Raw genomic sequence first — 25,235 nt, 5'->3', positions numbered from 1 at the left:
TGCAATAGCGATAATATCAGTTTTTGTCGGGGTAGAGCGGGGTTTGCGAACGTAAGTGTTCATCCTACCACGCAGGCAAGACCTTTGTGAAAGTCGCGATCAAAAGCCTTATTGCGTACCCCCGCGCAGGCGGGGGTCCAGGGCCTCAAACGCAAGCCCTTGTTCTGTTTGGCTCTGGCCCCCCGCCTGCGCGGGGGTACGGCAAGTATGCGGCGAAGTAGGGGACTTTCGCAGCGGTGTCGCTGCGGAGAAAGGACGTTGCGGATGGTTTCAGCCCTTTCCTACAGCCATTATGTTCCCGTACTGTTCCAGCATCATCGGGAGGCGGGGAATGGCGACATATCGGGTACGGCATGACGGGTGGACGCCGCAGCGGCAGCGGGCGTTCTTGCGGGCGTTGAGCGAGACGGGGTCGGTGCGCGATGCGTGTGTGCGGGCGCAGATTTCGACGACCTCGGCCTATCGGATGCGCGACCGGTCGATGGCGTTCGATCGGGCGTGGCGGCGGGCGCTGGCCAAGGTCGCGCCGACGATCGAACAGGCGGCGTATGAACGCGCCGTGCTGGGGTGGGAGGAGCCGGTATGGCATGGCGGCAAGATCGTTGGGCATCGGCGGCGGTACTCGGATGGGCTGTTGCGGTTGCTGCTCATGCGCGGGGTCGGAGACGCACGGCGCGACGGCGAGGAAATGATCGTCGCGAACATGGCGACGCAGGCGGAAACCGATGCGATGTTGATCGCCAGGATCGACGGAATGAAGCGCCGGATCGAGGCGGAAAAGGCGCAGCAAGCCTTGCCTGCGCCCAATCCTGCCGTCACCAACCGCGCGGAACAGCAGGGGAATGGAGATGCAGGTGACGCGGATCGGGGGACGGCGGGTGCTGTTCGTCATGGCGACGGACCACGAATACGGACCCTGTCTGGCTGAACGCTTCGTGCCGCTGATCACCGGGGTCGGGCCGGTCGAGGCGGCGATCGGGACGACGCAGGCGCTGGCAGGAATGGCGGAGCTGCCCGAACTGGTCGTGTCGATCGGGTCGGCCGGGTCGCGGCGGCTGCCTTTGGGGTCGATCTGGCAGGTGGCGAGCGTATCGTGGCGCGACATGGATGCGACGCGGATCGGCGTGGCGAAGGGGGTGACGCCTTTTTCGGATCATCCCGCCGAAATGCCGCTGGCGACGCCGCTCGACTGGCCGGTGGCGCGGTTGTCGACGGGGGCGAATATCGTCGGCGGCAGCGACTATGACGCGATCGATGCCGACATGGTCGACATGGAGACGTTCGCGGTGCTGCGGGCGTGCCAGCGTTTCGGGGTGCCGGTGATGGGGCTGCGCGGCGTGTCCGATGGGCCGGGCGAACTGGAGGCGTTGGGCGGGTGGACGGCGATGCTGGGGGTGCTCGACGAACGGCTGGCGGCGGCGGTGGATCGGTTGGGGTAGCGGCTATTGCCGGTCGTTGCGTCGTTGCCGCCTGCCGACCGCAGCGCGGGCGGCGAAGAAGGCGACCAGCGCGACGATCGTGCCGGGAACCAGCACCTGGCTTAGAAAACCACGTCTGCAACCGCTGCCCGGCCAGCAGTCACCGAGTGCATCGACGAACAGCAGGAAGGCAAATACGGGCGCGGCGAAAAGGAAGGCAGCGAAGCACCCCCACCGCGTCCGCTGCGATGCCCCTTCGTAACCGTCATGCCCTTCGATCGCCATGGCAGCATGGTGAGGGGTCGGACGATTTCTGGCAAGCCTCTGCTTTGAAACAGAATTGCGCTTGAGGCGCGCGTTACGCCCGGTCGAGGAACACCACGCCCGGCACCTTCAGCCGCGTCGGGGTCGGGCGGATCGGGCCGTCGACGGTCACCGTGAAGACTGCCACGTCGCCGCTGCGTTCGTTGGCGACGAGCAGTTGGCCGCTGTCCTCGATCAGCAGGAAGAAGCGCGGCCAGTTGCCGCCGCAGTCGATATGCTGGGCGAGCGTGGCGGTGCCGTCCTCGGCCAAGTCGAACACCGCGATGCTGTTGTGGCCGCGGTTCGAGGCGTAGAGGCGGCGGCCGGCGCTGTCGATCGCGATGTGCGCGGCCTGCGACTGCCCTTCCCAGCCGGGCGGGAGCAGCGAGGTGGTGGCACGGGTGGTGAAGCTGCCATCCGCCTGCGCGTCGAGCGTGACCAACGTGTTGGCGAGTTCGGTGACGACATAGCCGATCGGCAGCGTCGGGTGATAGGCCATGTGGCGCGGGCCGGCACCGGCGGGGGCGCGCCATGCGACGACCGGATCGCCGATCTCGCCGCTGTCGAGCGGATAGGCGAAGATCGTGTCTGCGCCGAGATCGACCGAGTGGCAGAAGCGATCGTTCGGGGAGAAGCCGACCCAGTGGGCGTGCGGGGCGCTTTGCCGATCCTTGTTGGGGCCGGTGCCTGTGTGCTGCCGGACGATCGGCGGCTGCGGCATGCCGGCGGCGAGCGGATAGAGCGCGACGGTTCCGGAAGAATAATTGGCGAGGGCCAGCAGGTTACCGCGATGGTTGATGGCGACATGGCAGGGATCGTCGCCGCCGCTCGACAGGTCGGCGAGGACCTTGCCCTGATGATCGGTGGCGAGCAGGCGACCGGCGGCCGATTCGCGGACCAGATAGCGCATCGCGCCGCGGGTCACGCCGAACGAGATGTCCTTGAGCGCAGGATCGGCGGCGCCGACGCTCCAGCCGCTGCCACGCGCGGGCAGTTGGTAGAGCCCCTGCCCGCCGAGTCGGGCATAGGTGCCGGCGATCAGGTCGAGCCGGTCCCGCTGCGCGCGGGCGGGGACGGCGGCGAGCGTGGCGGTGGCGGCGATGCCGGCCAGGAGCGTGCGGCGGGTGGTCATCCCGACGCTATGCCCGTGGCCGGACCTGCGCGCAATCAGGCGGCGGTGAACACGCCGCAGGCGATGCGACCGCCCGAATTGCCCGACGGATCGGTCTTATAGTCGTCGGCATTGGCGTGGATGACGAACGCCGCGCCATCGGCATCGAGCATGCCGTCGATCGTGCCGGCGGGCAGTTCGACGGTCAGCGATCCGGTGCCATCGGCGCCGATGGTCAGATTGGGGGCGTCGCCGGCATGCGGGCCGGCGGGGTTGCTGGTGCCGTGCTGCTTCGACGTCGGGTTCCAGTGACCGCCGGCGGTGGTGAAGTCGGGTGCGTCGCAGCGGCCGACGGTATGGACATGCGCGCCATGGACACCGACGGGCATGCCGCGCGCGTCGATGCGGATCTGAATGCCGCCCGCCATTTCGGTCGCGGTGACGGTGCCGACATCGGCGCCGGTCGCGGTGCGCAGCGGCGCGGTGGCGGTACGGCCGCCGGCGGTGCCCGATCCGCTGGTCGTGGTGGTGCAGCCGGCCAGCGCGGTGGCGGCGATGGCGGTCAGGATGGTGGCACGCAGCATGGTCGCAGTCCCCTTTGATCTGGGGGCGGAATGATCGGGGGCGGCCTGCGGTTCCTTTATTGCGGCATCGGCCCGGCAAGCAGTAGCGGGTCGATGCGCGCGTCGTGCCACTTCATGCTCCAGTGGAGATGCGGACCGGTGGCGCGGCCGGTCGCGCCGATCGCGCCGACGGTCTGGCCCTGGGCGACGCGGTCGCCGGGCTTCACGTCGATGCGCGAGAGGTGGAGGAAGGCGCTGTTGAGGCCCATGCCGTGGTCGATCATCAGCAGATTGCCCTCGAGGGTGAAGGGCGCAGGCGCGGCGAGGATGACGACGCCGTCGGCGGGGGCGGCGACGGGCGTGCCGGTCGGGCGGGCGACGTCGACGCCCGAATGATAGGCGCCGGGTTCGCCGGCGTAGATGCGCTGCGATCCGAACAGGCCGTAGATGCGCCCAGTGACCGGCCAGACGAAGCGCTGCCGCCAGCCCTGCGCATCGGTCGCACGGGTGCGGGCGGCGGCGATCTGCGCCAGTTCGGGGGCGCGGCGCCGCTGATATTCGGCGGACGGCTGCGACACGCGCGGCAGGGTCGGCAGCCGCTCGATCCGCCAGGCGCGGGGCGCGATGGTCGGGGTGCGGACTTCGCGCCGGCCGTCGGGCAGCGTCGCGAGGAGCGTGGCGGCGGGGCCGGCGTCGCGGTCGAAGGCGATCAGGAACGCGCCGTCGGGGGCGACCGTAACCGGCTGTCCATCGAGGGTCAGCGTGGTGCCGGGCGGCACCTGTCCGGTCATCGCCGCGCCCTGCCCCGGCGTGCCGTTCAGCGTGATCGCGCTCTGCACCGCCAGCAACAGCGCGGCGGCGACGATCACTGGGGCGCCATCGCCTTGGTCGAGGCCTCGGCATCGACATAGGGTTCCTGCCGCGCGGCGCTCCAGTAGCGCAGTTCGTCGAGTGGAATGCGGGTGCCGGTAATCGCGCAGGTCACGAAGTCGCCATCGACCAGCACCCGGAAATTATTGGTCAGATATTGGAGTTTGGCGGGGCGGGCTTCGGGCTTCAGCATGGGGTCCGGTTCTACAGCAAGGTGGGTTGGGTCGGTTCGACATAGGCGCGGCCGGGGGTGCGCTCAACCTTCGCCTCGAGCACGCCGTCGCCGAAATGGAGCTGCAGCGCGCCCGCCGAGCGGGCTTCGGCGGCGGAGGTGACCGTCTTGCCGCTGGCACGGGCGGTGACGCGGACATAGCCCTTTTGCAGCAGATTGTCGGGATCGACCTGCGCCAGCATCCGCGCCGTGCCCTCGAACTGCGCGCGGGCCTGGGCGAGGCGCTGGGTGAGCATCGCGGGGCGGAGCGCATGGCCGTGGCGGTCGAAATTGCGGCGCGCAGTCGCGACACGTCGTTCGAGCGCCAGCGACAGGCGGGCGGCGACATCATCGAGCCGCTGGCGCTGCGGCCCCAGCAGCGCGTCGCGGCGCGGCATGACGCGGACCAAAGCCGCCAATTGTTCGCTGCCGCGCTGGTGATAGCGGCGGACGATGCGCTGGGTGCGCAGCGACAGGGTGGCGATGTTGTGGGCCAGTTCGGCGCGGACCGGCACCGCGATCTCGGCCGCGGCGGTCGGGGTCGGCGCGCGCAGGTCGGCGGCGTGGTCGCACAGCGTCGTGTCTGTCTCGTGCCCGACTGCCGAGATGACCGGGATCGGCGAGGCGGCGACGGCGCGGACGACGATCTCCTCGTTGAACGACCAGAGGTCCTCGATCGACCCGCCGCCGCGCGCGACGATCAGCAGGTCGGGGCGGTAGATGGTGTTTTCCCCGTCACTTGCCGTACCCCCGCGTGGGCGGGGGTCCAGGGTTTCAGGCGTTGACGTCAGTATCTGTGGCTCTGGGCCCCCGCCTTCGCGGGGGTACGGTTCGAGGTTGTCGGTGGTCGGTCTCACCGGCAACGCGCCGAAGCCCTGTACCGCCCGCGCGATCTCCGCCGCCGAGCCTTCGCCCTGCACCTTGACCGGCCAGACGATGACATGGGTCGGGCAGCGATCCTCCAGCCGGTGCAAGATGTCGCGGATCACCGCGCCGGTCGGCGAGGTGACGATGCCGATGGTGCGCGGCAGGAATGGCAGGCGGCGTTTCTTCGCCGGATCGAACAGCCCCTCCCCCGCCAGCTTCGCCTTCAGCTTTTCGAGCAGCGCCATCAGCGCGCCCTCGCCGGCCAGTTCCATCCGGTCGATCACGATCTGATAGCGCGAGCGGCCGGGATAGGTGGTCAGCTTGCCGCTGGCGATCACCTCGACTCCGTCCTGCGGGGTGAACGGCAGGCTGCCCGCCGATCCGCGCCACATCACGCCGTCGATCAGCGCCGAATCATCCTTCAGGCACAGATAGACATGGCCCGATGATGCGCGCTTATAGCCCGAAATCTCGCCGCGCAGGCGGACGCGGCCGAATTCGCCCTCGACCATGCGTTTCAGGCGACCGGCCAGTTCGGACACGCTTTCGGGCGCGGCGTTGTCGCCGGGCTGCTGCTCGGCTACGAGCCGGCTCGACTGAAAACCGGGGAAGCGATCGTCCATGAATGTCCTGTTGATCGGATCGGGTGGGCGCGAACATGCGCTGGCGTGGAAGCTGGCGCGTTCGCCGCTCCTAGGTACGCTTTATGCCGCACCGGGCAACCCCGGCATCGCGCAAGTGGCGACGCTGGTGCCGCTCGACGTCGCCGATCACGCTGCGGTGGTGCGGTTCTGCGTCGAACGGACGATCAGGCTGGTGGTGGTCGGTCCCGAAGCGCCGCTGGTCGCGGGGCTGGCCGACGATCTGCGCAGCAACGGTATCGCGACCTTCGGCCCGTCGGCGGCTGCCGCGCAGTTGGAGGGGTCGAAGGGCTATACCAAGGATCTGTGTCGCGAGGCGGATATCCCGACCGCCGGCTATGTCCGGGTGACCGACCTCGACAACGCAATCGCCGCCCTCTCCCCCTTCTCGCTCCCCGTCGTCATCAAGGCCGACGGGCTGGCGGCGGGCAAGGGCGTGACGATCGCGATGGACCGTGCCGAAGCCGAAGCCGCGCTGGCCGCGATCTTCGACAAGCCCGGCGGCGAGGCGGTGATCGAGGAGTTCCTGGCGGGCGAGGAAGCCAGCCTGTTCGTGCTGACCGACGGCGTATCGCTGATGCCGTTCGGATCGGCGCAGGATCACAAGCGTGTCGGCGACGGCGATACCGGACCGAACACCGGCGGCATGGGCGCCTATTCGCCCGCGCCGGTGCTGACCCCCGAACTGGAGCGGCTGGCGATCGATACGATCGTGCAGCCGACCGTGGCGGCGATGGCGGCGCGGGGCACGCCCTATTCGGGGGTGCTGTATGCCGGGCTGATGCTGACCGATCGCGGCCCCAAGCTGATCGAATATAATGCGCGGTTCGGCGATCCCGAATGTCAGGTGCTGATGGCGCGGCTCGACAGCGACCTGTTGCCGCTGTTGCTGGCTGTGGCCGAAGGGCGGCTGGCCGAGGCGGAAGCGCCGGTATTTTCGAACGATACCGCGCTGACCGTCGTGATGGCCGCGCCCGGCTATCCGGGGACGCCCGAAACGGGCAAGCCCATCGGCGGTATCGATGCGGCGGAAGCGGCGGGCACGATCGTGTTCCATGCGGGAACCCGGACGGGCGATGCGGGCGTTGTCACCGCCGGAGGCCGGGTGCTGGCCGTCACCGCGCGCGGGGCGACCGTCACCACCGCACAGGCGGCAGCATATCGCGGAGTCGATGCGCTCGACTTTCCGGGATTCTGCCGCCGCGACATCGGCTGGCGCGAAGTGGCACGCGAGAACGAGCAGGACTGAACCATGCAGGATAGCGGTACGACCCCGTTGCAATCGCCGGGCTTTCTGGGGACGCTCACCACGGTGCATTTCGTCATCATCGCCATTCTGGCGGTGCTGGCGATCATCGGCATCCTTTATGGCATGAAGCTGTCGCGCGAGCGGCGGGCGGCGACGCGCGAACTGGAGGAAGCCGGGCATCTGCAGCGGACCGGCGACGTGCCGGCGGCCGATCCGGATGCGCCGGGTGAGCCGGTTTCGGCTCCGGCGAGGAACGAACGACCGGCACCGGTGGCACCGGAGCCGGCGGTGCCGGTGATGCTGGAGCCGGTCACGACCCCGCTGGAACAGCCGATCGAAGCACCGGTGCCGCCGGTCGTCGCGCCCGAGCCGGCCCGCGCGCCGTTCGTCGAGAGCGCCGCGCCGGTGGTGCCGGCCGCGCCCTCCGGCACCGACCTGACGCGGTTGAAGGGGCTGGGCCCCAAGGTCGCGGCGATGCTTGTCGAGCAGGGTATTCCCGATATCGCCACGCTGGCGCGGTTGCAGCCGGGCGAGGCGGACGACGTGGCAGCGCGGCTCGGGGTCTTTGCGCCGCGAATGGCGAAGGATCGCTGGGTCGAACAGGCGCGCTATCTGGCCGCCGGGGATATCGCCGGGTTCGAGGCGGTGTTCGGGAAGTTGTAAGGCGGGGGGGGGGGGTAGCGTTTCGCCCCCTCAACGCGATCGGTTTGCCGGCATTCCCCTCAACGCCGGTCGCCGCTGCTTCCGTTGCTGCACTGCCAGCACGAAGAACAACACCGCCGGCCAGAACACCGAATAGGTGAAGTCGGCCGTCGTATCATTCCACCGCCACGACCCGAAGTTGAGGCGGTTCAGCACCTCGTTCGCCGCCGCCACGACGACGACGATCAGGAACGGGACCGGGTGCGACAGCGGATAGCGCGTGACCAGCCGAGCGAGGACCAGCACGGCCATGCCGGCATGGATGTGCAACACCGGGTCCGACGCATCAGTATTGTTCCGGATCCACTGCACCAGCGACGCATATTCCGACGAAATCTGCATCGGAACAAGCTACCACCCGCCGATATTGCAACGCAACATCCGCGCCGCGCTGCAGTATCGTCCGATGGTCTACTCGACGTGTTCGACCAACAGCTTGTCGATCTTGCGCCCGTCCATGTCGACGATCTCGAAGCGCCAGCCCTGTTCGGTGAAATGCTCGCCCTCGGTCGGGAGATGCTTGAGGATCGCGAGCGCCAGGCCGGCGACGGTGGCATAGTCGCGGTCCTCTGGAAGGTCGATGCCGATGCGTTCGGCGAGTTGGTCGGCCGGGGTCTGGCCCGACACCAGCAACGATCCGTCGTCGCGGCGGACGATCAGCGGATGGTCGCCCTCCTCCGCGTCCGAGGCGAAATCGCCGGCGATCGCGCGCAGCAGGTCGGCGGGGGTCACGATCCCTTCGAAATGGCCATATTCGTCATGGACGAGGCCCATCGGCACGGCGGCACGGCGGATCGCCTGCAACGCGTCCATCGCATCGACCTGATCGGGCAGTACCGGCGCTTCGTGAAGCAGGGTGCGCAAGTTCAGCGGTTCGCCCCGGCACAAAGCGGCGACGATGTCGCGCGCCTGCACCACGCCGATCACCGCATCGACCGATCCTTCGGCGATCGGCAGGCGAGTATGCGGGGTGGCGGCCATCGCCGCGCGGATGCCCGCTTCGTCGAGCGACACGTCGAGCCATTCGACATCGGTGCGCGGGGTCATGACCTCACGCACCGGCCGGTCGGCCAAGCGGACGACGCCCGAGATGATCGAGCGCTCATGCTCCTCGATCACGCCCGACTTACTGGCTTCGGCGACCAGCAGATGCAGTTCCTCCGCCGTCACCCGGTTTTCGGATTCGCGGTTCATCCGCAACAGCTTGAAGATCAGCCCCGACGTGGTGTCGAGCAGCCAGACGAACGGCGCGGTGATCCGCGACAGCCACAGCATCGGCAGCGCGACCAGCACCGCGATCGGCTCCGGGCTGCGCAGCGCGAACTGCTTGGGCACCAGCTCGCCGATGACGAGGCTGGCGAAAGTGGTGATGCCGATGACCACGCCGAAGCCGACATTGTCCGCGAGCGACGGCGGCAGGCCGAGCAACACCATCCGTTCGCCGACCGGCCCGCCGAGGCTGGCGCCCGAATAGGCGCCCGACAGGATGCCGATCAGGGTGATGCCGATCTGGACGGTCGACAGGAACTTGCCGGGATCGTCGGCCAGCCGCATCGCGGTGGCCGCCCCGCGCCCGCCGGCACGCGCCAATCCCTCCAGCCGGGCCTTGCGCGCAGAGACGATGGCGAGTTCGGACATGGCGAACACGCCGTTCAACGCCACCAGCGCTAGGATGATGACGACGTCGAACCAGGGGAAGGGAGAAAGAGGTTCCATCGAACTGCCCCACCCATGCAGCAATGCCGCGCCCGGCACAACCGGCGAGTCGCCTGGGCTGCACGATTTGATGAACGCGTCGGTCAGCGTCCGTTCAAAACGGTTGCGGAACAACGACCCGCCTGCCCGGTTTTTCCGGGCGACGACGAAATCGAATACCATGGAGGACATAATGGCGGCTCGTTCGAAACTGTGGGTGGCCGGCGCGCTCTCGGCAGCGATGCTGACCTCGGCCTGCGTGACCGATCCCGAAACCGGCGAACGGCGCATTTCGCGTGCGGCGATCGGCGGGATCGGCGGCGCGGTCGGTGGCTATCTGCTCGGCGACCTGGTCGGCGGACGGCGCGACCGCACCGAAAAGATCCTGGGCGCGGGCATCGGCGGTTTGGCCGGGGCCGGGATCGGCGCATATATGGACAAGCAGGAGCGCGACCTGCGCGCCCGCACCGCCGGCACCGATGTCGAAGTCACGCGGCGTGGCGACGACCTGGTGCTGAACATGCCGTCGGGTATCACCTTCGCGACCGACAGTTCGAACGTGCAGCCGCAGTTCCGCCCGACGCTGGACCAGGTGGCCGACGTGCTGAAGGAATATAACCAGACCTATATTGACGTGTACGGCCATACCGATTCGACCGGTTCGGATGCGTATAACCAGACGCTGTCGGAACGCCGGGCGGGTGCGGTGGCCAGCTATCTCAGCAGCCAGGGCGTGCAGTCGGCGCGCATCGGCACGCGCGGGTTCGGCGAAACGCAGCCGATCGCGTCGAACGAGACCGAGGAAGGCCGTTCGGAGAATCGCCGCGTCGAGATCAAGATCGTGCCGATCGCGCAGAACGATCTGCGCTGATTTATCCGCGGCGCTGCTCGAAGAACTCGCGGAGCAGCGCCGCGGCCTCGACCTCACCGATCCCCGAATAGATGTCGGGGCGGTGGTGGCAGGTCGGTTGACTGAAAAAGCGCGGGCCGTGCATGACCGCCCCGCCCTTCGCGTCGTCCGCCCCATAATAGAGCCGGGCGATTCGGGCATGGGCGATAGCCCCGGCGCACATCGCGCAGGGCTCGAGCGTCACCCACAGGTCGCAATCCTCCAGTCGGTCGCGTCCGAGCGCTTGGGCCGCGGCGCGTATCGCGAGGATTTCGGCATGAGCCGTCGGGTCGCAGAACGCACGTGGGGCATTTGCGCCGGTGGCGATCACCCTGCCCCCCTGTACCACGACAGCCCCGACCGGCACCTCGCCCGCCTGTGCAGCGGCATGGGCGGCGGCGAGGGCCGCGTGCATCGGGGACGCATCGAACATCGCCGACCCCCTTGCCAGCCGCCGGATGCAGCGGCCAGTGGCTTATTGTCCGTTGGCGGGGCGTTCGACCTTGACCGCCGGGACTTCGACGGTGCGGTTGACGGTGCCGACGTCGACCTTGCCGACATCGACGTCGAATTTCGGCGTCTGCCCCCCTTCTAGCCGGACATTCGGCAGGGCAGCGGCGCGAGTCTGGTTAAGGTCGATGAATCCGAAGCTCATCAGTGCGGCGACGATGAGCGCCGCGACGCCCAGCAGGACCAATATTGCGCGCATTCCGCCACTCCCTTGCGACTTGCCACTATCCGAATCGATGGCGTAACAACGCGGCGGCGGCGGCGAGGGTTGCACGCGCGGCGGACGGTTGACGTCCGCGCCGTTCGACGCTATCCGCGCCGTCTTTCCGGGGCATGTGTCCCGACACAGAATCAGGATCAACGATCATGTCGCGCATCTGCGAGCTGACCGGCAAGGGCCGGCAGGTGGGTCACAACGTTTCCCACGCCAACAACAAGACCAAGCGCACCTTCCTGCCGAACCTGCAGAATGTGACGCTGATGTCGGAAGCGCTGGAGCGGTCGATCCGCCTGCGCGTGTCGACGCACGGCCTGCGCTCGGTCGAGCATAATGGCGGTCTCGACAACTGGCTGCTCAAGACCCGCGACGACGACCTGTCGCTGCGCGCCCGTCGCCTGAAGCGCGACGTCGCCAAGAAGGTCGCTGCCACCGCCGCATAAGCGGTTCGGGTGACGCGAGATATGCCCCCGGCGCCCCAGCGGCGCCGGGGGTTTTGTCGTGGATGGCGTCTGGGTGACTTTGTGAAGGTCGGCCAGCGTGCTCCTGACAGGCAGGGGTCGAGGTTATCGACGCAAGCCGTTGTTCTGCTTGGCTCTGGGCCCCCGCCTGCGCGGGGCACGGTGGGTCAGCGGCGGTTGCGCTCCGCCTTCGGCTTCCACGACTCCGGCAGCGGGCCGACCGCGAATTTCAGCAGCAGCGAGCGTTGCAGCATCGACTGGTTGTCGTCGGTCGCCAGCCACAGGATCAGGCGGCCGTTTTCGCGGGTCAGGGCCATCGCCTCGAAATTGTCGTGCAACGTCGGGGGGACGAGCCGCGCGAGCGTGCGGCCGCGCAGGAACTGCCCCGGACGGACGCCGCGGGTGTCGAGCAGCTCGATGCCGGTCGTGAAGAAGTCCTTCAGCCGCGTCCGGCGGGTCAGCACCAGCAGCCGCCCGTCGGGCAGTTGCACCGCGTCGGTGTTCACGAAACTGGCCGGCGGCGCGTAGCGGAAGCCGTAGCGCGGCGTCCGTGGATCGGTCGGGTCACCGAGGAAGCGGATCGCGCTATAGCCACGCTTCCCCTTCCCGCCGTTGCTTTCGCTCAGCACGATGACGCTGCCGTCGTGCAGTTGCGCCATCGCCTCCGCCCCGCTGTTCGCCGACCATTCGGCCATCAGGCGCGGGGCGGCGTGCGATAGCGGGTGCGACAGGTCGGCGGTGAAGCGCCAGATCTGGTTGCGACGTTCATAGCCGACCAGGACCGATCCGTCGGGGCGCACGGCGAGTGATTCGGTGTCGCGGTCGCGCTTTTCCCAGCCGGTGCCGGGGCCGGCGATCTCACGCACCGCGACGTCGCGCGGGGTCCAGTCGGCACCCATGGTGAACTGGACCAACCCGCCGCCATCGGACAACAGGCTGAACCGGTCGCCATCGACATGCATCGACGAGAAGCCGCCGAATGCCGGATCGTCGCCGCGCAGCACCACGCCGCCGAGATAGAAGAACGGGCCAAGATCGCGGCGCCTCGGATTCTTGGGGTAGAGCGCGACCGGTTCGGCGGTGATCGTCGGCACCTTCGCAAAGAGCGGCAGCCGGTCGGCACCGCTCCAGCCGGGGACGAGCAGCAGCACCGCCAATATCACGAACAGGACCCGCATCGCCCCGGCTGTAGCGTCCCCCGCCCCAAGCGCCAGTGGCGTTTGTCCGCGCACACGCTACAGCCGCGACGAAATGCGCGTGGAGACCGTTATGCCTGCCGATGTCGTCGACCTGACCTGCCGCCTGATCGCCTGTGACAGCGTGACCCCGGCGACGGGCAGCGTGTTCGACTTGCTGGCGGCGGAACTGGTCGCGATCGGCTTTGCCGTCGACCGGTTCACGGTCGGCGAGGCACCCGACGGGCCGGTCGAGAATTTGCTGGCGGTACGTGGAAATGGCGGGCGGCACTTCGCCTTTGCCGGCCATGTCGATGTCGTGCCCGCCGGCGCCGGATGGCAGGGCGATCCGTTCGGCGGCACGATCCGCGACGGGCTGGTGTTCGGGCGCGGCGCGGTCGACATGAAGGGCGCGGTGGCAGCCTTCGTTGCGGCGGCGGCGCGGGTACCGGCCGATGCGGGCACGATCAGCCTGATCATCACCGGCGACGAGGAAGGACCGGCGGTCTATGGCACCCGCGCGCTGATCGATCGCATGGCCGCGCGGGGCATCAAGCCCGATTTGTGCCTGGTCGGCGAACCGACGTCGCAGCAGCGGCTGGGCGACATGATCAAGATCGGGCGGCGCGGGTCGGTCAATATCTGGATCGACGTGCCCGGGCGGCAGGGGCATGTCGCCTATCCGCATCTGGCCGACAATCCGATCACCCCGTTGATCGCGGCGCTGCACGAGATCGAGGGTATCGTGCTCGACGGCGGCAATGCGTGGTTCCAGCCGTCGAACATCGAGATCACCGATTTGAGCGTCGGCAATCCCGCGACCAACGTCATTCCCGGCCATGCCGCGGCGCGGCTGTCGATCCGGTTCAACGACGAACAGCGCGGCGATGCCTTGGTCGAGCGGATCGCGGGCGTGGTGCGGTCGCACGCGCCGCACGCACAGGTGGTCGGGCGGGTGTCGGGCGAAGCGTTCCTGACCCAGCCCGGCGCGTTTTCGACGCTGATCGCCGATGCGATCGGCAGGCATACCGGGCTGGCGCCGGAATTGTCGACGACCGGCGGGACGTCCGACGCACGTTTCCTGTCGGCGCTGTGTCCGACGGTCGAATTCGGGTTGCTCAACGCGACGATGCACAAGGTCGACGAGGCGGTGGCGATCGACGACCTGCGGCTGCTGGAGGAAATTTACGTCGATATCGTTGGGGCGGCGCTGGCGGGGGAATGACGCCGGGGTCGAACTGGACCAGCGTCGATCGCCCTCACCCTTCGCGGCTGCGCCGCTCCCTCCCTCTCCCGCCGGGAGAGGGAAATGAGGCGTCAATTGACCTTGTAATAGCCTTTGTACCATTCGGCGAACCGACCCAACCCCTCGGCCAGCCGCACCTTCGGCTCATACCCGGTCAGGGCGTGGAGTTGCGACACATCGGCATAGGTCGAGGTGACGTCGCCGGGTTGCATCGGCTTCATGACCTTCACGCTCTCGCGCCCGATCGCGCGTTCGAGCGTCTCGATCATGTCCATCAGCCCGACCGGCTGGCTGCCGCCGATGTTGAGCACGCGGTGGCCGCCGGGTTCGGGCGGATGATCGAGCGCGCCGATGATGCCGTCGACGATGTCGTCGATATAGGTGAAATCGCGGGCCATGCGGCCTTCGCCGAACACCTCGATCGGTGCCCCGGCAACGATCCGGTCGGTGAAGCTGAAATAGGCCATGTCGGGCCGACCCCATGGGCCATAGACGGTGAAAAAGCGCAGCCCGGTCTGAGGCATGCGATAGAGATGGGCGTAGGACTGGCTCATCAATTCGCAGGCGCGCTTGGTCGCGGCATAGAGCGAGACCGGGCGATTGGCCGGTTCATCCTCGCGAAACCCCTCCCCGCCCATCGGCTTGTCGCCATAGACCGAACTGGACGAGGCATAGACCAGATGTTCGAAGCCGGGCGCGTGACGGCACGCCTCGAGGATGGCGAGATGGCCGCCGACGTTCGAGCGTTCATAGGCGAAGGGATTGTCGATGCTGTGCCGGACCCCGGCCTGTGCCGCAAGATGGACGACGCGGCGTATGCCATGGTCGCGGACCAGTGCGGCGATCGCTTCGGCATCGGACACGTCGATCCGCTGAAAGGTGAAACCGTCGATATTGTCGAAGGTCGCCAGCCGCGCTTCCTTCAGCGTCACGTCGTAATAGTCGTTGACGATATCGATGCCGATCACGCGTTCGCCACGTGCGAGCAGGCGGTGGGCGGTGGCATGGCCGACAAAGCCGGCGGCACCGGTGACGAGGATCGGAGCGGCCATCAGCAACGGCTCGCCACGACGCCAGCCGTCGGATCGTTCGGGGTCGCCGGACCCGTTCCAAGGTTGCGCATCGTCCGTTTCCTTTACCGCAACATGTTGATATCGTGCCGCGGTGCAACATCGGCATACGCAGGAACACACAATCGAGCGCGTAGCATATCGGCCATCCCCCGCCATGCAAGTCGCACGGTCGCCGGGCGCAGCGTTAGTCCGTGCGGCGTTAACAAATTGGCATGATCGTCATGCTATCGACTTTCCAATGACTTGGACGACCGGAGCGCCGGGGCTGGACCCGTCGAACCGGACGATCTAATGGATCGCCGGTCAACGACCTTGCCCGCCGCGCCGACGCCACGGGATCTGGGCCGGCGCGCGGCGAGCCCGGCCAAGGGGCGGGATCGTCTGGCCAACGGGGAACAGGGACGGATGACTTTCGCTGCCGATCTCGCCGCCAAGGGCCATGCGCCGGACGCCGGCGTCGCCGCCGCGTTGCGGCGTGCCCTGCCGGCGCACGAGGTCGCGACCGACGTGCCGCTCGCCTCGCTTGGCCGCTGGGGCATCGGCGGACCGGCAGACATCGTCGTCACGCCGCAATCGGCCGCGACGCTGGCCGCCGCGCTGGCGGTGATCGCCGAGTATGACGCACGCCATATCGTGATCGGCGACGGATCGAACCTGTTGTTCGACGATGCCGGGTTTCGCGGCGTCGTGCTGCGGATCGGCCGCGGCCTCGGCGGTATCCGCCGGCTGGACGAACACCGGGTCGGGGCGGGTGCGGGCATATGGGTGCCGGCGTTCGTGCGGCAGGTGATCGACTGGGGCATGGCGGGCGCGGTCCATGCGATCGGCATTCCGGGCACGCTGGGCGGCCTGATCACCATGAACGGCGGCAGCCAGCGCAAGGGCATCGGCGAGAATGTCGTCCATGTCGATGCGATCGACCATCAGGGGCGGATGCACCGGCTGACGCACGACCAGCTCGACTATCGCTATCGCGCGTCGCGTTTGCAGCGCGGCGACCTGATCGTCGTGTCGGCGCAGTTACGCTTCACGCCGGGCGACGTCCGCGCAATGCGGCGCGAGGCGCTGTCGATCCTCGCCGCGCGCCGCGCCAAATTCCCGCGGGTGCGCGCCAATTGCGGGTCGGTGTTCGTCAGCGACCCCGCGCTCTACGCGCAGATCGGCCCGCCCGGACTTGCCATCGAACGCGCCGGATTAAAGGGCGTATCGGCGGGCGGCGCGCAGATTTCACCCGACCATGCCAATTTCATCGTCAACAATGGCGGCGCGCGTGCCGAGGACGTGCTGCACCTGATCCGGCTGGCGCGGCGATCGGTCGCCGACCTGTCGGGCATTGCCATGGACGCCGAAGTCCGCCACCTCGCCCCCGACGGCGTCATGCGTCCCGCGCATGAAGTGGCCGAACTGCTCGACGACCGGGCGTCGCCGGGAGCCACCGCATGACCGACCAGCCGTTCGACCCCGCCCAGCCCGCCGACCGCATCCTGACCGTCGAGCCGTCGCGGCTCGAAGGGATCGTGACCGTCAGCGGAGCGAAGAACAGCGTGCTGCGGCTGATGGCGGCATCGCTGCTGACGCCCGAGCGGATCGTGCTCGACAATTATCCGCAAGGGCTGCTCGACGCGCAGGTCCATGTCGGGATGCTGGAGGCGCTGGGCAAACGCTGCACGATCGCGCACGACGCGCTGACGATCGAGGAGGCGGCGCCGCCGCCGAGCGAACTGGCGTGGGACGGGCGGTCGATCCGCAACACGCTGCTGATCCTCGGCGCGCTGGTGGCGCGGACCGGTGCGGGCAGCGTCCCCCTGCCCGGCGGATGCGACCTGGGCGGGCGCGGCTATGACCTGCATGAACTGGTGCTGACCCGGCTGGGCGCGCGGGTGTGGGGCGAGCATGGTCGCCTGTATGCCGAGGCGCCGGACGGGCTGACGGGGGCGGAGATCGTCCTGCCATTGCGATCGACTGGTGCGACCGAGAATGCGCTGCTGGTCGCATCGCTGGCGAAGGGCACGACGCGGCTGTGGAATCCGCATATCCGCCCTGAAATCCTCGATCTGTGCGCGTTCCTACGCGCGATGGGCGCGACGATCACCGTCTATGGCCAGGAAAGCATCGAGATCACCGGCGCGCCCGCCCTTGCCGGTACCGGATGGCGGGTGATGCCCGACAATATGGAGGCGATGACGTGGCTGGTCGGGTCGGTCATCACCGGCGGCGATGTCGAGATCCGCGATTTTCCGTTCGAGGACCTCGAGGTCCCGTTGATCTTCCTGCGCGAAAGCGGTGCCAAGATCTTTCGCGACGGCAATGTCGCGATCGTGCGTTCGGGCCGGCCCTATCCGGTCGAGATCAGCACCGGCCCCTATCCCGGGATCAATTCGGACATGCAGCCGCTGTTCGCGGCATTGGGCGCCTGTGCGCGCGGCGAATCGCGGATCGTCGACCTGCGCTTCGCCGGTCGCTATGCCTATCTGCCCGATTTCGCACGGATGGGGGTCGACAGCTTCGTGCGCGACGGTACCGCGCACATCATCGGCACCCAGTCGCTGGTTGGGGCCGATGTCCGCGCCGCCGATCTGCGTGCGGGGGCGGCGCTGGCATTACTTGGTATGAAGGCCGCGGGACAGACACGGATCAGCGATGCGTGGCAGATCGAGCGCGGCTATGATAAATTTCTCGAGAAGGCGCGCAGTCTTAACGCTACGCTTGCCTATCATGGTTCATAACGCGCGCACATAACTGGCCCGTTTTAAAGGGATTCGGCTTCTTCCCATGTCCTACGAATCGAACCCGTTGCAGGCAGCCCTGCGCAAATGCCGGCGGCATTTCATCGCCACCGGCATCTTTTCAGGGCTGATCAACATCCTGTACCTCGTGCCCTCCATCTTCATGTTGCAGGTGTACGACCGGGTCGTGCCGACGCGCGGCACGGCGACGTTGCTGGTCCTGTCGCTGATCCTCGCGATATCGCTGATCGTCTTCGCAGCACTCGACACGGTGCGCATGAAGCTGCTGCTTCAGGCGAGCATGCGGCTGGAAAAGATGGCGGCGGGCAACATCCTGCACCGCATCCTCGGCGCCAACGGCGCGACGCCGGCGCAGCGGGCTCAGGCGATGCGCGATTTCGATACGCTGCGCGGTACGCTGACCGGGCCGGCGATCATCGCGATGTTCGACGCGCCCTGGGCGCCGATCTACATCATCATTTCCTACCTGCTTCATCCCCTGATCGGGTTGCTGGCGCTGCTCAGCTCGGCGCTGCTCATCACGCTGGCGGTGCTGAGCGACAAGACGACCAAGGGCCGGTTGAACGAGGTCGGGCAGCGGACCAACATGGCGTATCGGTCGCAGGATTATTCGATCCAGGCGTCCGAAGTCGCCCGCGCGCTGGGCATGCGCAGCGCGCTGGTGACCCGCCATTTGGTCGAGCGTGCCGATCTGGTCCGCGCGCAGGGCGATATCGCCGGGACGTCGGGCATCTTCCTCGCGATCACCAAATTCTTCCGCCTGTTCTTGCAGTCGATGGCGCTGGCACTGGGTGCGTATCTGGCGATCAACCAGCAGATTTCGGGCGGCGCGATCTTTGCCGCGTCGCTGATCCTCGGCCGCGCCCTGCAGCCGGTCGAACAGATCCTCAACGCGCTGAAGAACGTCATCAGCGCGCAGAACGCGTATAAGGGGCTGAACGAGTTCTGCCGCCTGCCCGACGTGACGGTACAACGCACCTCGCTGCCCGATCCGGTCGGTCGGATCGAGGTCGACGGCCTGACCGTCCGCGTTCCCGGATCGGACCGGGTGCTGCTCAACAAGCTGAGCTTCACCATCGAACCGGGCACGATCGTTGCGCTGGTCGGCCCGTCGGGCGCCGGCAAGTCGACGCTGCTGCGCGCGCTGGCCGGAGCGATCGACCCCGACGAGGGCGAGATCCGCGTCGACGGCGCCAGCCTGAACGACTGGAACCGCGAGGAGCTGGGCCGGCATCTGGGCTATATGCCGCAGACGCCGACGCTGTTCCCGGCGACGGTCCATTCGAACATCTCGCGCTTCCGCCAGTTCGAGGGGTTGAGCGGGCAGGAGCTGGACGCGCAGGTGGTGACCGCCGCGCAGCTGGCCGGTGCCCACGACCTGATCCTGCGGTTCGAGCGCGGGTACGACACGCAGCTGGCGATGCGCGAGGGCGGCGGTCTGTCGGCCGGGCAGCGGCAGGTGGTGGCGCTGGCGCGCGCGCTGTTCGGGTCGCCGCGCATCCTGTTCCTCGACGAACCCAACGCGCATCTCGACATCAGTGCCGAGGGACGGTTGATGGAAACGCTCGGGCATCTGCGCGAACGCGGCGCGACGGTGGTCGTGTCGACGCACCGCACGGGGCTGTTGCAGGCGGTGGACAAGGTGATGCTGCTGCGCGACGGCGTGATCCAGATCTATGACGATCGCAGCAAGGTGATCCGCCCCGCGGCACCGCAGATGGAACAGCAGGGCGCGGGTGCGCCGGGCGGCACGCCGCCGCAAGGGGGCCAGGGACCGGCGAACCCGACGCCCGCCCCGCCGCTGCCGGGTAATGACGGGACGGCTGCCGCGTCGAGCGGCAACCGCGCCAATGGAGGTGAAGCGTGAGCGGCGAATTGGTCAACGCCCCCCAGTCGGGGCAAAGCGTCGTGCCGGTGGCGCAGGCGATCCGCGAACGGCTGGAAATCGACGATTCGCCCAATAAGGCGCTGCGTACCGGCATCATCATCGCCGTGCTGTTCTTCGTCGTGCTGCTCGGCTGGGCATCCTTCGCCCGGCTGGACGCGGCGGCGGCGGGCGACGGTCGGGTCGTGGTGTCGGGCAATCGCCAGACGGTGCAGCATCGTGACGGCGGCTATGTCGAGCATCTCGACGTGCGCGAGGGCCAGCACGTCAACCAGGGCCAGGTCATCATCCGCCTGCGCGGTGCGGAGGTCGCGGCGACCGAACGCGCGCTGGCCGGCAGCGTGATCGACCTGCAGGCGCAGCGCGCGCGACTGGAAGCCGAAATCCGCGGCACGCCGATCCAGTGGCCGGCCAGCTTCGCGCAGGCGACCGGCGACGACAAGGTGCTGGTCGACCGCGCCAAGACGCTGCAGCTGGCGCAGCAGAATGCGCGCAACAACGCGCTGGCCGCCAACCGCGCGGTCATCCGCCAGCAACAGGCCGAAGCGTCGCAGAGCATCGGCGGCTATTCGGCACAGGCCCGCGCCAGCGCCGAACAGCGCCGCTCGCTCGAGGAACAGCTGGCCAGCACCAAGCGGCTGGCCGACGAGGGCTATGTCTCGCGCAACTCGGTCCGTCAGATCGAACGGTCGATCCAGCAATTGGAAGGCGCCGATGCCGATTACGCCTCGCGCGCCCGTGCGGCACGCGAACAGGTCGGCCAGGCTCGCGAATCGTCGATCGCGACCTCGCGGCGCTATGTCGAGGATGCGGCGACGCTGCTGCGCGACACCCAGTTCCAGCTGAACGAGGTCATGCCGAAATGGCTGGCCGCCAAGGAACAGCTGGAACGCACCGTCATCCGTGCACCCGTGTCCGGACGCGTGGTCGAACTGCGCGTCTTCTCGCAAGGCGGCGTTGTGCAGGCGGGGCAGCCGATCCTCGACATCGTGCCCGATGCCGCACCGCTGATCGTGCGCGCCAATTTCGACCCGAGCGACATCGACGGCGTCTATGAAGGGCGTCAGGCCGAGGTGAAGTTCCTGTCGCTGCACGAACGCGATCTGCCGATCCTGCTCGGCAACATCCGCAACGTGTCGGCGGACAGCCTGGTCGATGAAAAGTCGGGCCGCAGCTACTTCACCGCCGAGATCGTGGTGCCGCAGTCGCAGATCGCGATGCTGAAGGAAGTGCGCGGCGCCGATACCGGCATCCGCGCCGGTGTGCCGGTCAGCGTACTGGTGAAACTGCGTCCGCGCACGGCGCTGCAGTACATGCTCGACCCGCTGACCGAGGCATTCCGCCGGTCGTTGCACGAGCGTTGATCCGAAGCGTGCCGGACGCGGGCAAACGCGCCGCGTCCGGCACTTATCATGGTTACATCCGTCGGGCGCTGCGATAAGGATCGCGGGCATCGACACGACCGCCCGCCCGGACAGGGAAGCCGGGGGATGGTCCTGACAAGGGGGATTTTATGCCGGCGGGATATCGTTCGCGAGCAATGCTGCTGCTGTCGGTCGCGCTGACCGGCCTCACGCCGGCGATGGCGCAGGTCGCGCGGCCGACGCCGCGCCCGGCCACCCGGCCGACGCCGCCCGCCCCCGCGCCGATGCGGTCGGACCCGGTATCGATCGAAATCCCGACGCTGCCCGCCGATCCCAATGCGCGGACCGAAACGCTGGCCGAGGCGGTCGCCGATGCCTATCGCCACAATCCGCAGCTGGAGGCGCAGCGTGCGCAGCTCCGCGCGATTGACGAAAGCGTCATCCAGGCGAGCTCGCCCTACCGCCTGCGCTCGAGCGTCGTCGGTACGGTGCGCTATCAGGAGCAGGTCCAGCGCCAGATCTTCTTCAACGACCTCATCACCAACCGCAACCGCGCGACTGGCGCGTCGCTGACCGCGTCGCAGATCCTGTTCAACGGCGGGCGCACCGCCGCACAGGTTTCCGCGGCCGAAGCCGATGTGCTGTCGGCGCGCGAACGGCTGCGTGAGGTCGAAAGCTTCATCCTGTTCGAAGTCGTCGATGCCTATGCATCGGTGCTGCGCGACCAGACGCTGATCGCGATCCAGCGGCGCTCGGTCGATTCGTATCAGCGGCAGGTCGATCAGGCACAGGCGCGCGAACGCGCCGGCGACCTGACCCAGACCGACATCAATCAGGCACAGGCACAGCTTGGCCTTGTCCAAGCGCAGCTTGCGCAGGGCGAAGCGAATCTGCAGCGCAGCCGGGCGCGCTTCGCCGCCGCGGTCGGGCGCAATCCGGGCAACCTGACCCCGCCGCCGGTGCTGCCGGGCATCCCGACCTCGATCGACCTCGCTTATCGCGGGGCGGAACAGGAAAGCCCGGCGCTGTGGCAGGCGATCCTGAACGAGCGCGGCGCACGCGCCCGCGTTGCCGCCGAGCGCGCCGAGCGCAATCCGGTGCTGAGCGCCGATGCGTCGATCGGGCTGAACGATCCCAACGGCATCGGCTTCGACAATCTGCGGCGCGGGGCGAGTGCGTCAGCGACGCTGACCGTGCCGCTGCTGACCGGCGGCGTGGTCGATTCGCGCGTGCGCCAGGCACTGGCCAACCAGCAGGCGCAAGCATTTACCGTCGAGGCGACCCGCCGCGGCGTATCGTCGCAGGTGCAGCAGGCATGGAACCAGACGATCTCGTCGGGCGAGCAGCAGACCATCGGTCTGCGCAGCGTCGAGGCGGCGGCCCGCGCACTCGAAGGCGTGCGGCGCGGATTCCAGGAAGGGTTCCGCTCGAACTTCGAAGTGCTCGATTCGGAACAGCGGCTGCTCAACGCGCAGCAGCTGGTCGCGAATGCCGAATATCAGCGCTACAGCTCGCAGGCGACGCTGCTGACCTATATCGGCCGGCTGGAAACCGCGCTGCTCAATCCGACGGCCGCGACCTATGACATGGAGCGCAACCTGAAGAAGCAGAAGGCGATGCAGATCGATCCCTTCCAGCCCTTCGTCAGCGTACTAGACAAGCTGGCACGCGCGCCCGACGATCCCAAGCCCGCGCCGGAAGTGCCGGTCGCCGGCCCGCCCAACCTGCTGCCGCCGACCGCGCCGCTGCCCGGCCGTCCGCTCGGCACCGGGCTACCGATGCTCGGCGATCCGGGCGCGGTCGCACTGCCGCCCGAGGATGCGGCACCGCCCTCGACCCGGCGCAATCCGGCGGCGGCGCGCAAGGACGATTGATCTTTCGGCGACGTCCGAAACGCTGTCATCGGGCTCGCGTCGAACGCAACCACGCTTGATCGCCCTTACCCTTCCGAGGCTGCGCTGCTCCTCCTTCTCCTGCGGGAAAGGAAGGACGGCGAAGACAACGATAGGGTGAGGGCGGCCAGCGTCGTGATCTGATGTGACGAAAACACTTTCCTACAGACCGCCGTTCATGGAACGAACCATGAACGATCCAGCCGGATCGCCAGCGGGAGAAAGTGCATGTCCGATCCGTTCCAGTCCTTCACCGATTCGCCGGTCGGCCCGGCCCGCAGCGCCGTGGCGGTGACCCCCAGCGACAGCGTGCCGCTGCTCCGCCTGCCCAAGGCACTCTATATCGGTGGTGGCGGCGATGTGGCGCTGCGTTGTATCGACAGCAGCACCGACGTCGTGCTGAGCGCGGTGCCGGGGGGCAGCGTGTTGCCGGTGCGGGCGCAGTTCGTGCGGGCGACGGGGACCACCGCCACCGCGATCGTGGCGCTCGGCTGATGCTGGGCTTCGCAATCAACATTGCTGGGGTGCGCGGACGGCGGCGGGCAGCGCCGAGCTGGCGCCCACCGACCCGCGACCTGATCGCGCGGATGGACCCGCCGCCCTCGCCCGAACGCACGGCGCAGATCGACCGGCTGATCGGGACGCTGATCGATGCCGATATCTGGGGGCGGCTCGACACGCTGCTGCTGCTCGCCGCGCATGGACCAAAGGCGGCGCTGCTCAACTGGACCGGGCGGCGCGACGGGGCGATCGGTGGCGGGGCGCCGGTCTTCGTCGCCGATCGCGGCTATTGGTGCGACGGGCTCGACGACTGGATCGATACCGCGCTGGTGCCGCTGTCGGCCACGCAGTTCCAGCGCAACGCCGCGATGATCGGGGCGTGGGTGCGCAAGGACGCGCGCAACCCGCTGGCGCCGATCGGTACGATTACCGGCAGCACGCTGCTCATCAACCCGCGTAACGTCAGCCACGCCAGCACCGGCCGGCTGAACGGATCGACGCTGGTCAGTGGCGGGACGGTCGATAGCGGCTATGGCTTCACCGCCGTCGACCGCAGCAGTTCGACGCGGCTGCGCCAGATCATCAATGGCCGGGTGGCGGGTACCACCAATTCGGCGACGTCGACCACGCCGTCCTCGGTGACGGTCGGCATGGGATTGACCAACGACAGCTATGCCGAGGGTCAGTTCTGCGCCTTCGCCGCGGGCGGCACCTTGTCCGATGCCCAGCATCAGACGCTGGCGGCGGCGCTCGCCACCTATATGCGCGACGTCGGTGTCGCCCCCCTGCCCGCGGTTGCCAGCCGGACGCTGTCGCTGGCGCAGGCGACTGCCCTGCCCGACGGATCGGCGGCGGTCGCCGTCGGCAGCGGCATGGCGGTGACCGGGGTTACCCGCGACCTTGCCGGGCGCTGGTATCTGGGCAATGGGCGCGCGGCGCGAGGCACCATGCTGTTCACGCGGATGAAGCCCGACCTGTCGGCGATCGACGAGGAGTTCGACCTGACCCGACTCGGCCTGTCGACCGATTTCGCCGGGTCGGTACAGGGCATGACCTGCGACCGGACGACGGGGCGGATCTGGTTCCTGTTGAAACAGGCGGGCAGCAGCGGCGACCGGACCTATCTGGCGAGTTTCGATCCGGCGGGCGGCGCGCTGGCCGGGACGCCGATCCAGGTCCTGCCGGGCGACAACGGCATCGCCTATGACGCAAGGCGCGACGGTTTCTGGATCGTGCGCGATTCGAACGAGCTGGTGCTGTACGACCGGCAGGGCCGGCCGCGCACCGGCGCGATCGAATTGCCGGCGAACAGCGACCATGGCTTCGTCGTCGAATCGGCGCAGGGCGACTATGCCGCGGGCGACCTGCTGGTAAGTTTTGGCGCAAACGGCGCGAATGGATCGCTGCTGCGGCTGCGCACCGGTGATTATGGAGGGCCGAATCAGGTCGCCATCGACGTGCTGGGCGGGGCCGACTCGGTCGAAGGCGTTCATATCCATGGCAATTCGCTGTGGATCGGCAATGACGGCGCAACGAATTCGGCCAATCCGGCGCGAAATCGGTTGCTGTCCTACCCGCTGTAACGGGCCGGCCGGCGCGACCCTTCGCCGCTCGCGCCGGCCGGTCCCATGCCGGGACGCCCGTC

Annotated in this window: 26 protein-coding genes; 14 read left to right on the top strand and 12 right to left on the bottom strand. The window is 68.1% G+C overall.

From position 1 onward, the window contains the following. Positions 1 to 331 precede the first annotated feature (331 nt). Positions 332 to 928, top strand: coding sequence for a hypothetical protein (locus tag ACTHQV_RS12585; RefSeq protein ID WP_440490704.1), 597 nt, complete (start codon positions 332 to 334; stop codon positions 926 to 928). Further along, positions 891 to 1,439, top strand: coding sequence for a 5'-methylthioadenosine/S-adenosylhomocysteine nucleosidase (locus ACTHQV_RS12580; protein ID WP_440490702.1), 549 nt, complete (start codon positions 891 to 893; stop codon positions 1,437 to 1,439). The genes ACTHQV_RS12585 and ACTHQV_RS12580 overlap by 38 nt, the downstream gene beginning before the upstream one ends. A 3-nt stretch (positions 1,440 to 1,442) precedes the next feature. Here the strand turns inward: ACTHQV_RS12580 and ACTHQV_RS12575 are convergent, their stop codons facing one another. From ACTHQV_RS12575 to xseA, 6 genes are all read right to left on the bottom strand, one after another. Beyond that, positions 1,443 to 1,703, bottom strand: a complete 261-nt coding sequence (locus ACTHQV_RS12575) for a hypothetical protein (protein ID WP_440490700.1) — start codon at positions 1,701 to 1,703, stop codon at positions 1,443 to 1,445. A 73-nt stretch (positions 1,704 to 1,776) separates the two neighbouring features. After that, complete coding sequence (locus ACTHQV_RS12570; protein ID WP_440490699.1) at positions 1,777 to 2,853, bottom strand: lactonase family protein; 1,077 nt, start codon at positions 2,851 to 2,853, stop codon at positions 1,777 to 1,779. Positions 2,854 to 2,888: 35 nt separating this feature from the next. Then, a complete protein-coding gene (locus tag ACTHQV_RS12565; RefSeq protein ID WP_440490697.1) occupies positions 2,889 to 3,416 on the bottom strand; it encodes a superoxide dismutase family protein in 528 nt (175 codons plus the stop codon). A gap of 56 nt (positions 3,417 to 3,472) precedes the next feature. Then, on the bottom strand, positions 3,473 to 4,264 hold the full coding sequence (locus ACTHQV_RS12560; RefSeq protein WP_440490696.1) for a M23 family metallopeptidase: 792 nt from the start codon (positions 4,262 to 4,264) through the stop codon (positions 3,473 to 3,475). Next, positions 4,261 to 4,458: a DUF2093 domain-containing protein gene (locus ACTHQV_RS12555; RefSeq protein ID WP_440490695.1), complete on the bottom strand. Its 198-nt coding sequence runs from the start codon at positions 4,456 to 4,458 to the stop codon at positions 4,261 to 4,263. The genes ACTHQV_RS12560 and ACTHQV_RS12555 overlap by 4 nt, the downstream gene beginning before the upstream one ends. 11 nt (positions 4,459 to 4,469) lie before the next feature. Continuing rightward, the gene (gene xseA / locus ACTHQV_RS12550) at positions 4,470 to 5,966 is read right to left on the bottom strand and encodes an exodeoxyribonuclease VII large subunit (RefSeq protein ID WP_440490694.1); all 1,497 of its coding nucleotides are present in this window, start codon (positions 5,964 to 5,966) and stop codon (positions 4,470 to 4,472) included. Between xseA and purD the strand changes: the two genes are divergently transcribed. Beyond that, on the top strand, positions 5,965 to 7,233 hold the full coding sequence (gene purD / locus ACTHQV_RS12545; protein WP_440490692.1) for a phosphoribosylamine--glycine ligase: 1,269 nt from the start codon (positions 5,965 to 5,967) through the stop codon (positions 7,231 to 7,233). The genes xseA and purD overlap by 2 nt on opposite strands. Positions 7,234 to 7,236: 3 nt before the next feature. Further along, positions 7,237 to 7,896 carry a hypothetical protein gene (locus ACTHQV_RS12540; protein ID WP_440490690.1) on the top strand — a complete coding sequence of 220 codons (660 nt, stop codon included), beginning with the start codon at positions 7,237 to 7,239 and terminating at the stop codon, positions 7,894 to 7,896. Between the two features lie 30 nt (positions 7,897 to 7,926). Here ACTHQV_RS12540 and ACTHQV_RS12535 read toward each other — a convergent pair whose 3' ends face one another. Both ACTHQV_RS12535 and ACTHQV_RS12530 read right to left on the bottom strand, forming a co-directional pair. Then, positions 7,927 to 8,277: a hypothetical protein gene (locus tag ACTHQV_RS12535; RefSeq protein WP_440490688.1), complete on the bottom strand. Its 351-nt coding sequence runs from the start codon at positions 8,275 to 8,277 to the stop codon at positions 7,927 to 7,929. Between the two features lie 69 nt (positions 8,278 to 8,346). Beyond that, complete coding sequence (locus ACTHQV_RS12530) at positions 8,347 to 9,651, bottom strand: hemolysin family protein (RefSeq protein WP_440490787.1); 1,305 nt, start codon at positions 9,649 to 9,651, stop codon at positions 8,347 to 8,349. 172 nt (positions 9,652 to 9,823) lie between these two features. Here ACTHQV_RS12530 and ACTHQV_RS12525 point away from each other — a divergent pair, with 172 nt between their 5' ends. Beyond that, entirely contained in the window at positions 9,824 to 10,501 is a 678-nt protein-coding gene (locus ACTHQV_RS12525; RefSeq protein ID WP_440490686.1) for an OmpA family protein, read from the top strand. 1 nt (position 10,502) lies between these two features. Here ACTHQV_RS12525 and ACTHQV_RS12520 read toward each other — a convergent pair whose 3' ends face one another. Together ACTHQV_RS12520 and ACTHQV_RS12515 are read right to left on the bottom strand one after the other, a co-directional pair. Continuing rightward, positions 10,503 to 10,934, bottom strand: a complete 432-nt coding sequence (locus ACTHQV_RS12520) for a nucleoside deaminase (RefSeq protein ID WP_440490786.1) — start codon at positions 10,932 to 10,934, stop codon at positions 10,503 to 10,505. A gap of 60 nt (positions 10,935 to 10,994) precedes the next feature. After that, positions 10,995 to 11,228 (bottom strand): hypothetical protein, encoded by a 234-nt coding sequence (locus tag ACTHQV_RS12515; protein WP_440490685.1) that lies wholly within the window; start codon positions 11,226 to 11,228, stop codon positions 10,995 to 10,997. Positions 11,229 to 11,395: 167 nt separating this feature from the next. On the opposite strand from ACTHQV_RS12515, the gene rpmB reads away from it, so the two are divergent. Then, positions 11,396 to 11,689 (top strand): 50S ribosomal protein L28, encoded by a 294-nt coding sequence (gene rpmB / locus ACTHQV_RS12510; protein ID WP_440490684.1) that lies wholly within the window; start codon positions 11,396 to 11,398, stop codon positions 11,687 to 11,689. 185 nt (positions 11,690 to 11,874) lie between these two features. Here the strand turns inward: rpmB and ACTHQV_RS12505 are convergent, their stop codons facing one another. Then, the gene (locus ACTHQV_RS12505; protein WP_440490682.1) at positions 11,875 to 12,885 is read right to left on the bottom strand and encodes an esterase-like activity of phytase family protein; all 1,011 of its coding nucleotides are present in this window, start codon (positions 12,883 to 12,885) and stop codon (positions 11,875 to 11,877) included. 91 nt (positions 12,886 to 12,976) lie between these two features. On the opposite strand from ACTHQV_RS12505, the gene dapE reads away from it, so the two are divergent. Continuing rightward, entirely contained in the window at positions 12,977 to 14,107 is a 1,131-nt protein-coding gene (gene dapE, locus ACTHQV_RS12500; protein ID WP_440490681.1) for a succinyl-diaminopimelate desuccinylase, read from the top strand. Positions 14,108 to 14,199: 92 nt separating this feature from the next. On the opposite strand, the gene ACTHQV_RS12495 is transcribed toward dapE, so the two are convergent. Further along, positions 14,200 to 15,180, bottom strand: coding sequence for an NAD-dependent epimerase/dehydratase family protein (locus ACTHQV_RS12495; RefSeq protein ID WP_440490679.1), 981 nt, complete (start codon positions 15,178 to 15,180; stop codon positions 14,200 to 14,202). Between the two features lie 426 nt (positions 15,181 to 15,606). Between ACTHQV_RS12495 and murB the strand changes: the two genes are divergently transcribed. From murB to ACTHQV_RS12460, 7 genes are all read left to right on the top strand, one after another. Continuing rightward, complete coding sequence (gene murB / locus ACTHQV_RS12490; RefSeq protein ID WP_440490677.1) at positions 15,607 to 16,644, top strand: UDP-N-acetylmuramate dehydrogenase; 1,038 nt, start codon at positions 15,607 to 15,609, stop codon at positions 16,642 to 16,644. Beyond that, on the top strand, positions 16,641 to 17,927 hold the full coding sequence (locus ACTHQV_RS12485) for a UDP-N-acetylglucosamine 1-carboxyvinyltransferase (RefSeq protein WP_440490675.1): 1,287 nt from the start codon (positions 16,641 to 16,643) through the stop codon (positions 17,925 to 17,927). Before murB ends, ACTHQV_RS12485 begins: the two co-directional genes overlap by 4 nt. Positions 17,928 to 17,973: 46 nt before the next feature. After that, entirely contained in the window at positions 17,974 to 19,815 is a 1,842-nt protein-coding gene (locus ACTHQV_RS12480; protein WP_440490674.1) for a type I secretion system permease/ATPase, read from the top strand. Continuing rightward, positions 19,812 to 21,197 (top strand): HlyD family type I secretion periplasmic adaptor subunit, encoded by a 1,386-nt coding sequence (locus ACTHQV_RS12475; protein ID WP_440490673.1) that lies wholly within the window; start codon positions 19,812 to 19,814, stop codon positions 21,195 to 21,197. Before ACTHQV_RS12480 ends, ACTHQV_RS12475 begins: the two co-directional genes overlap by 4 nt. A gap of 176 nt (positions 21,198 to 21,373) precedes the next feature. Then, the gene (locus tag ACTHQV_RS12470; RefSeq protein ID WP_440490672.1) at positions 21,374 to 23,071 is read left to right on the top strand and encodes a TolC family outer membrane protein; all 1,698 of its coding nucleotides are present in this window, start codon (positions 21,374 to 21,376) and stop codon (positions 23,069 to 23,071) included. A 246-nt stretch (positions 23,072 to 23,317) separates the two neighbouring features. Beyond that, the gene (locus ACTHQV_RS12465) at positions 23,318 to 23,584 is read left to right on the top strand and encodes a spike base protein, RCAP_Rcc01079 family (RefSeq protein ID WP_440490670.1); all 267 of its coding nucleotides are present in this window, start codon (positions 23,318 to 23,320) and stop codon (positions 23,582 to 23,584) included. Continuing rightward, positions 23,584 to 25,173 carry a hypothetical protein gene (locus tag ACTHQV_RS12460; RefSeq protein ID WP_440490669.1) on the top strand — a complete coding sequence of 530 codons (1,590 nt, stop codon included), beginning with the start codon at positions 23,584 to 23,586 and terminating at the stop codon, positions 25,171 to 25,173. Before ACTHQV_RS12465 ends, ACTHQV_RS12460 begins: the two co-directional genes overlap by 1 nt. Positions 25,174 to 25,235 lie beyond the last annotated feature (62 nt).

Origin of the sequence: Sphingomonas sp. SAFR-052 (assembly GCF_051965015.1) — a bacterium.
Lineage (GTDB): Bacteria > Pseudomonadota > Alphaproteobacteria > Sphingomonadales > Sphingomonadaceae > Sphingomonas.
This window is presented reverse-complemented; position numbering and strand designations above follow the sequence as displayed.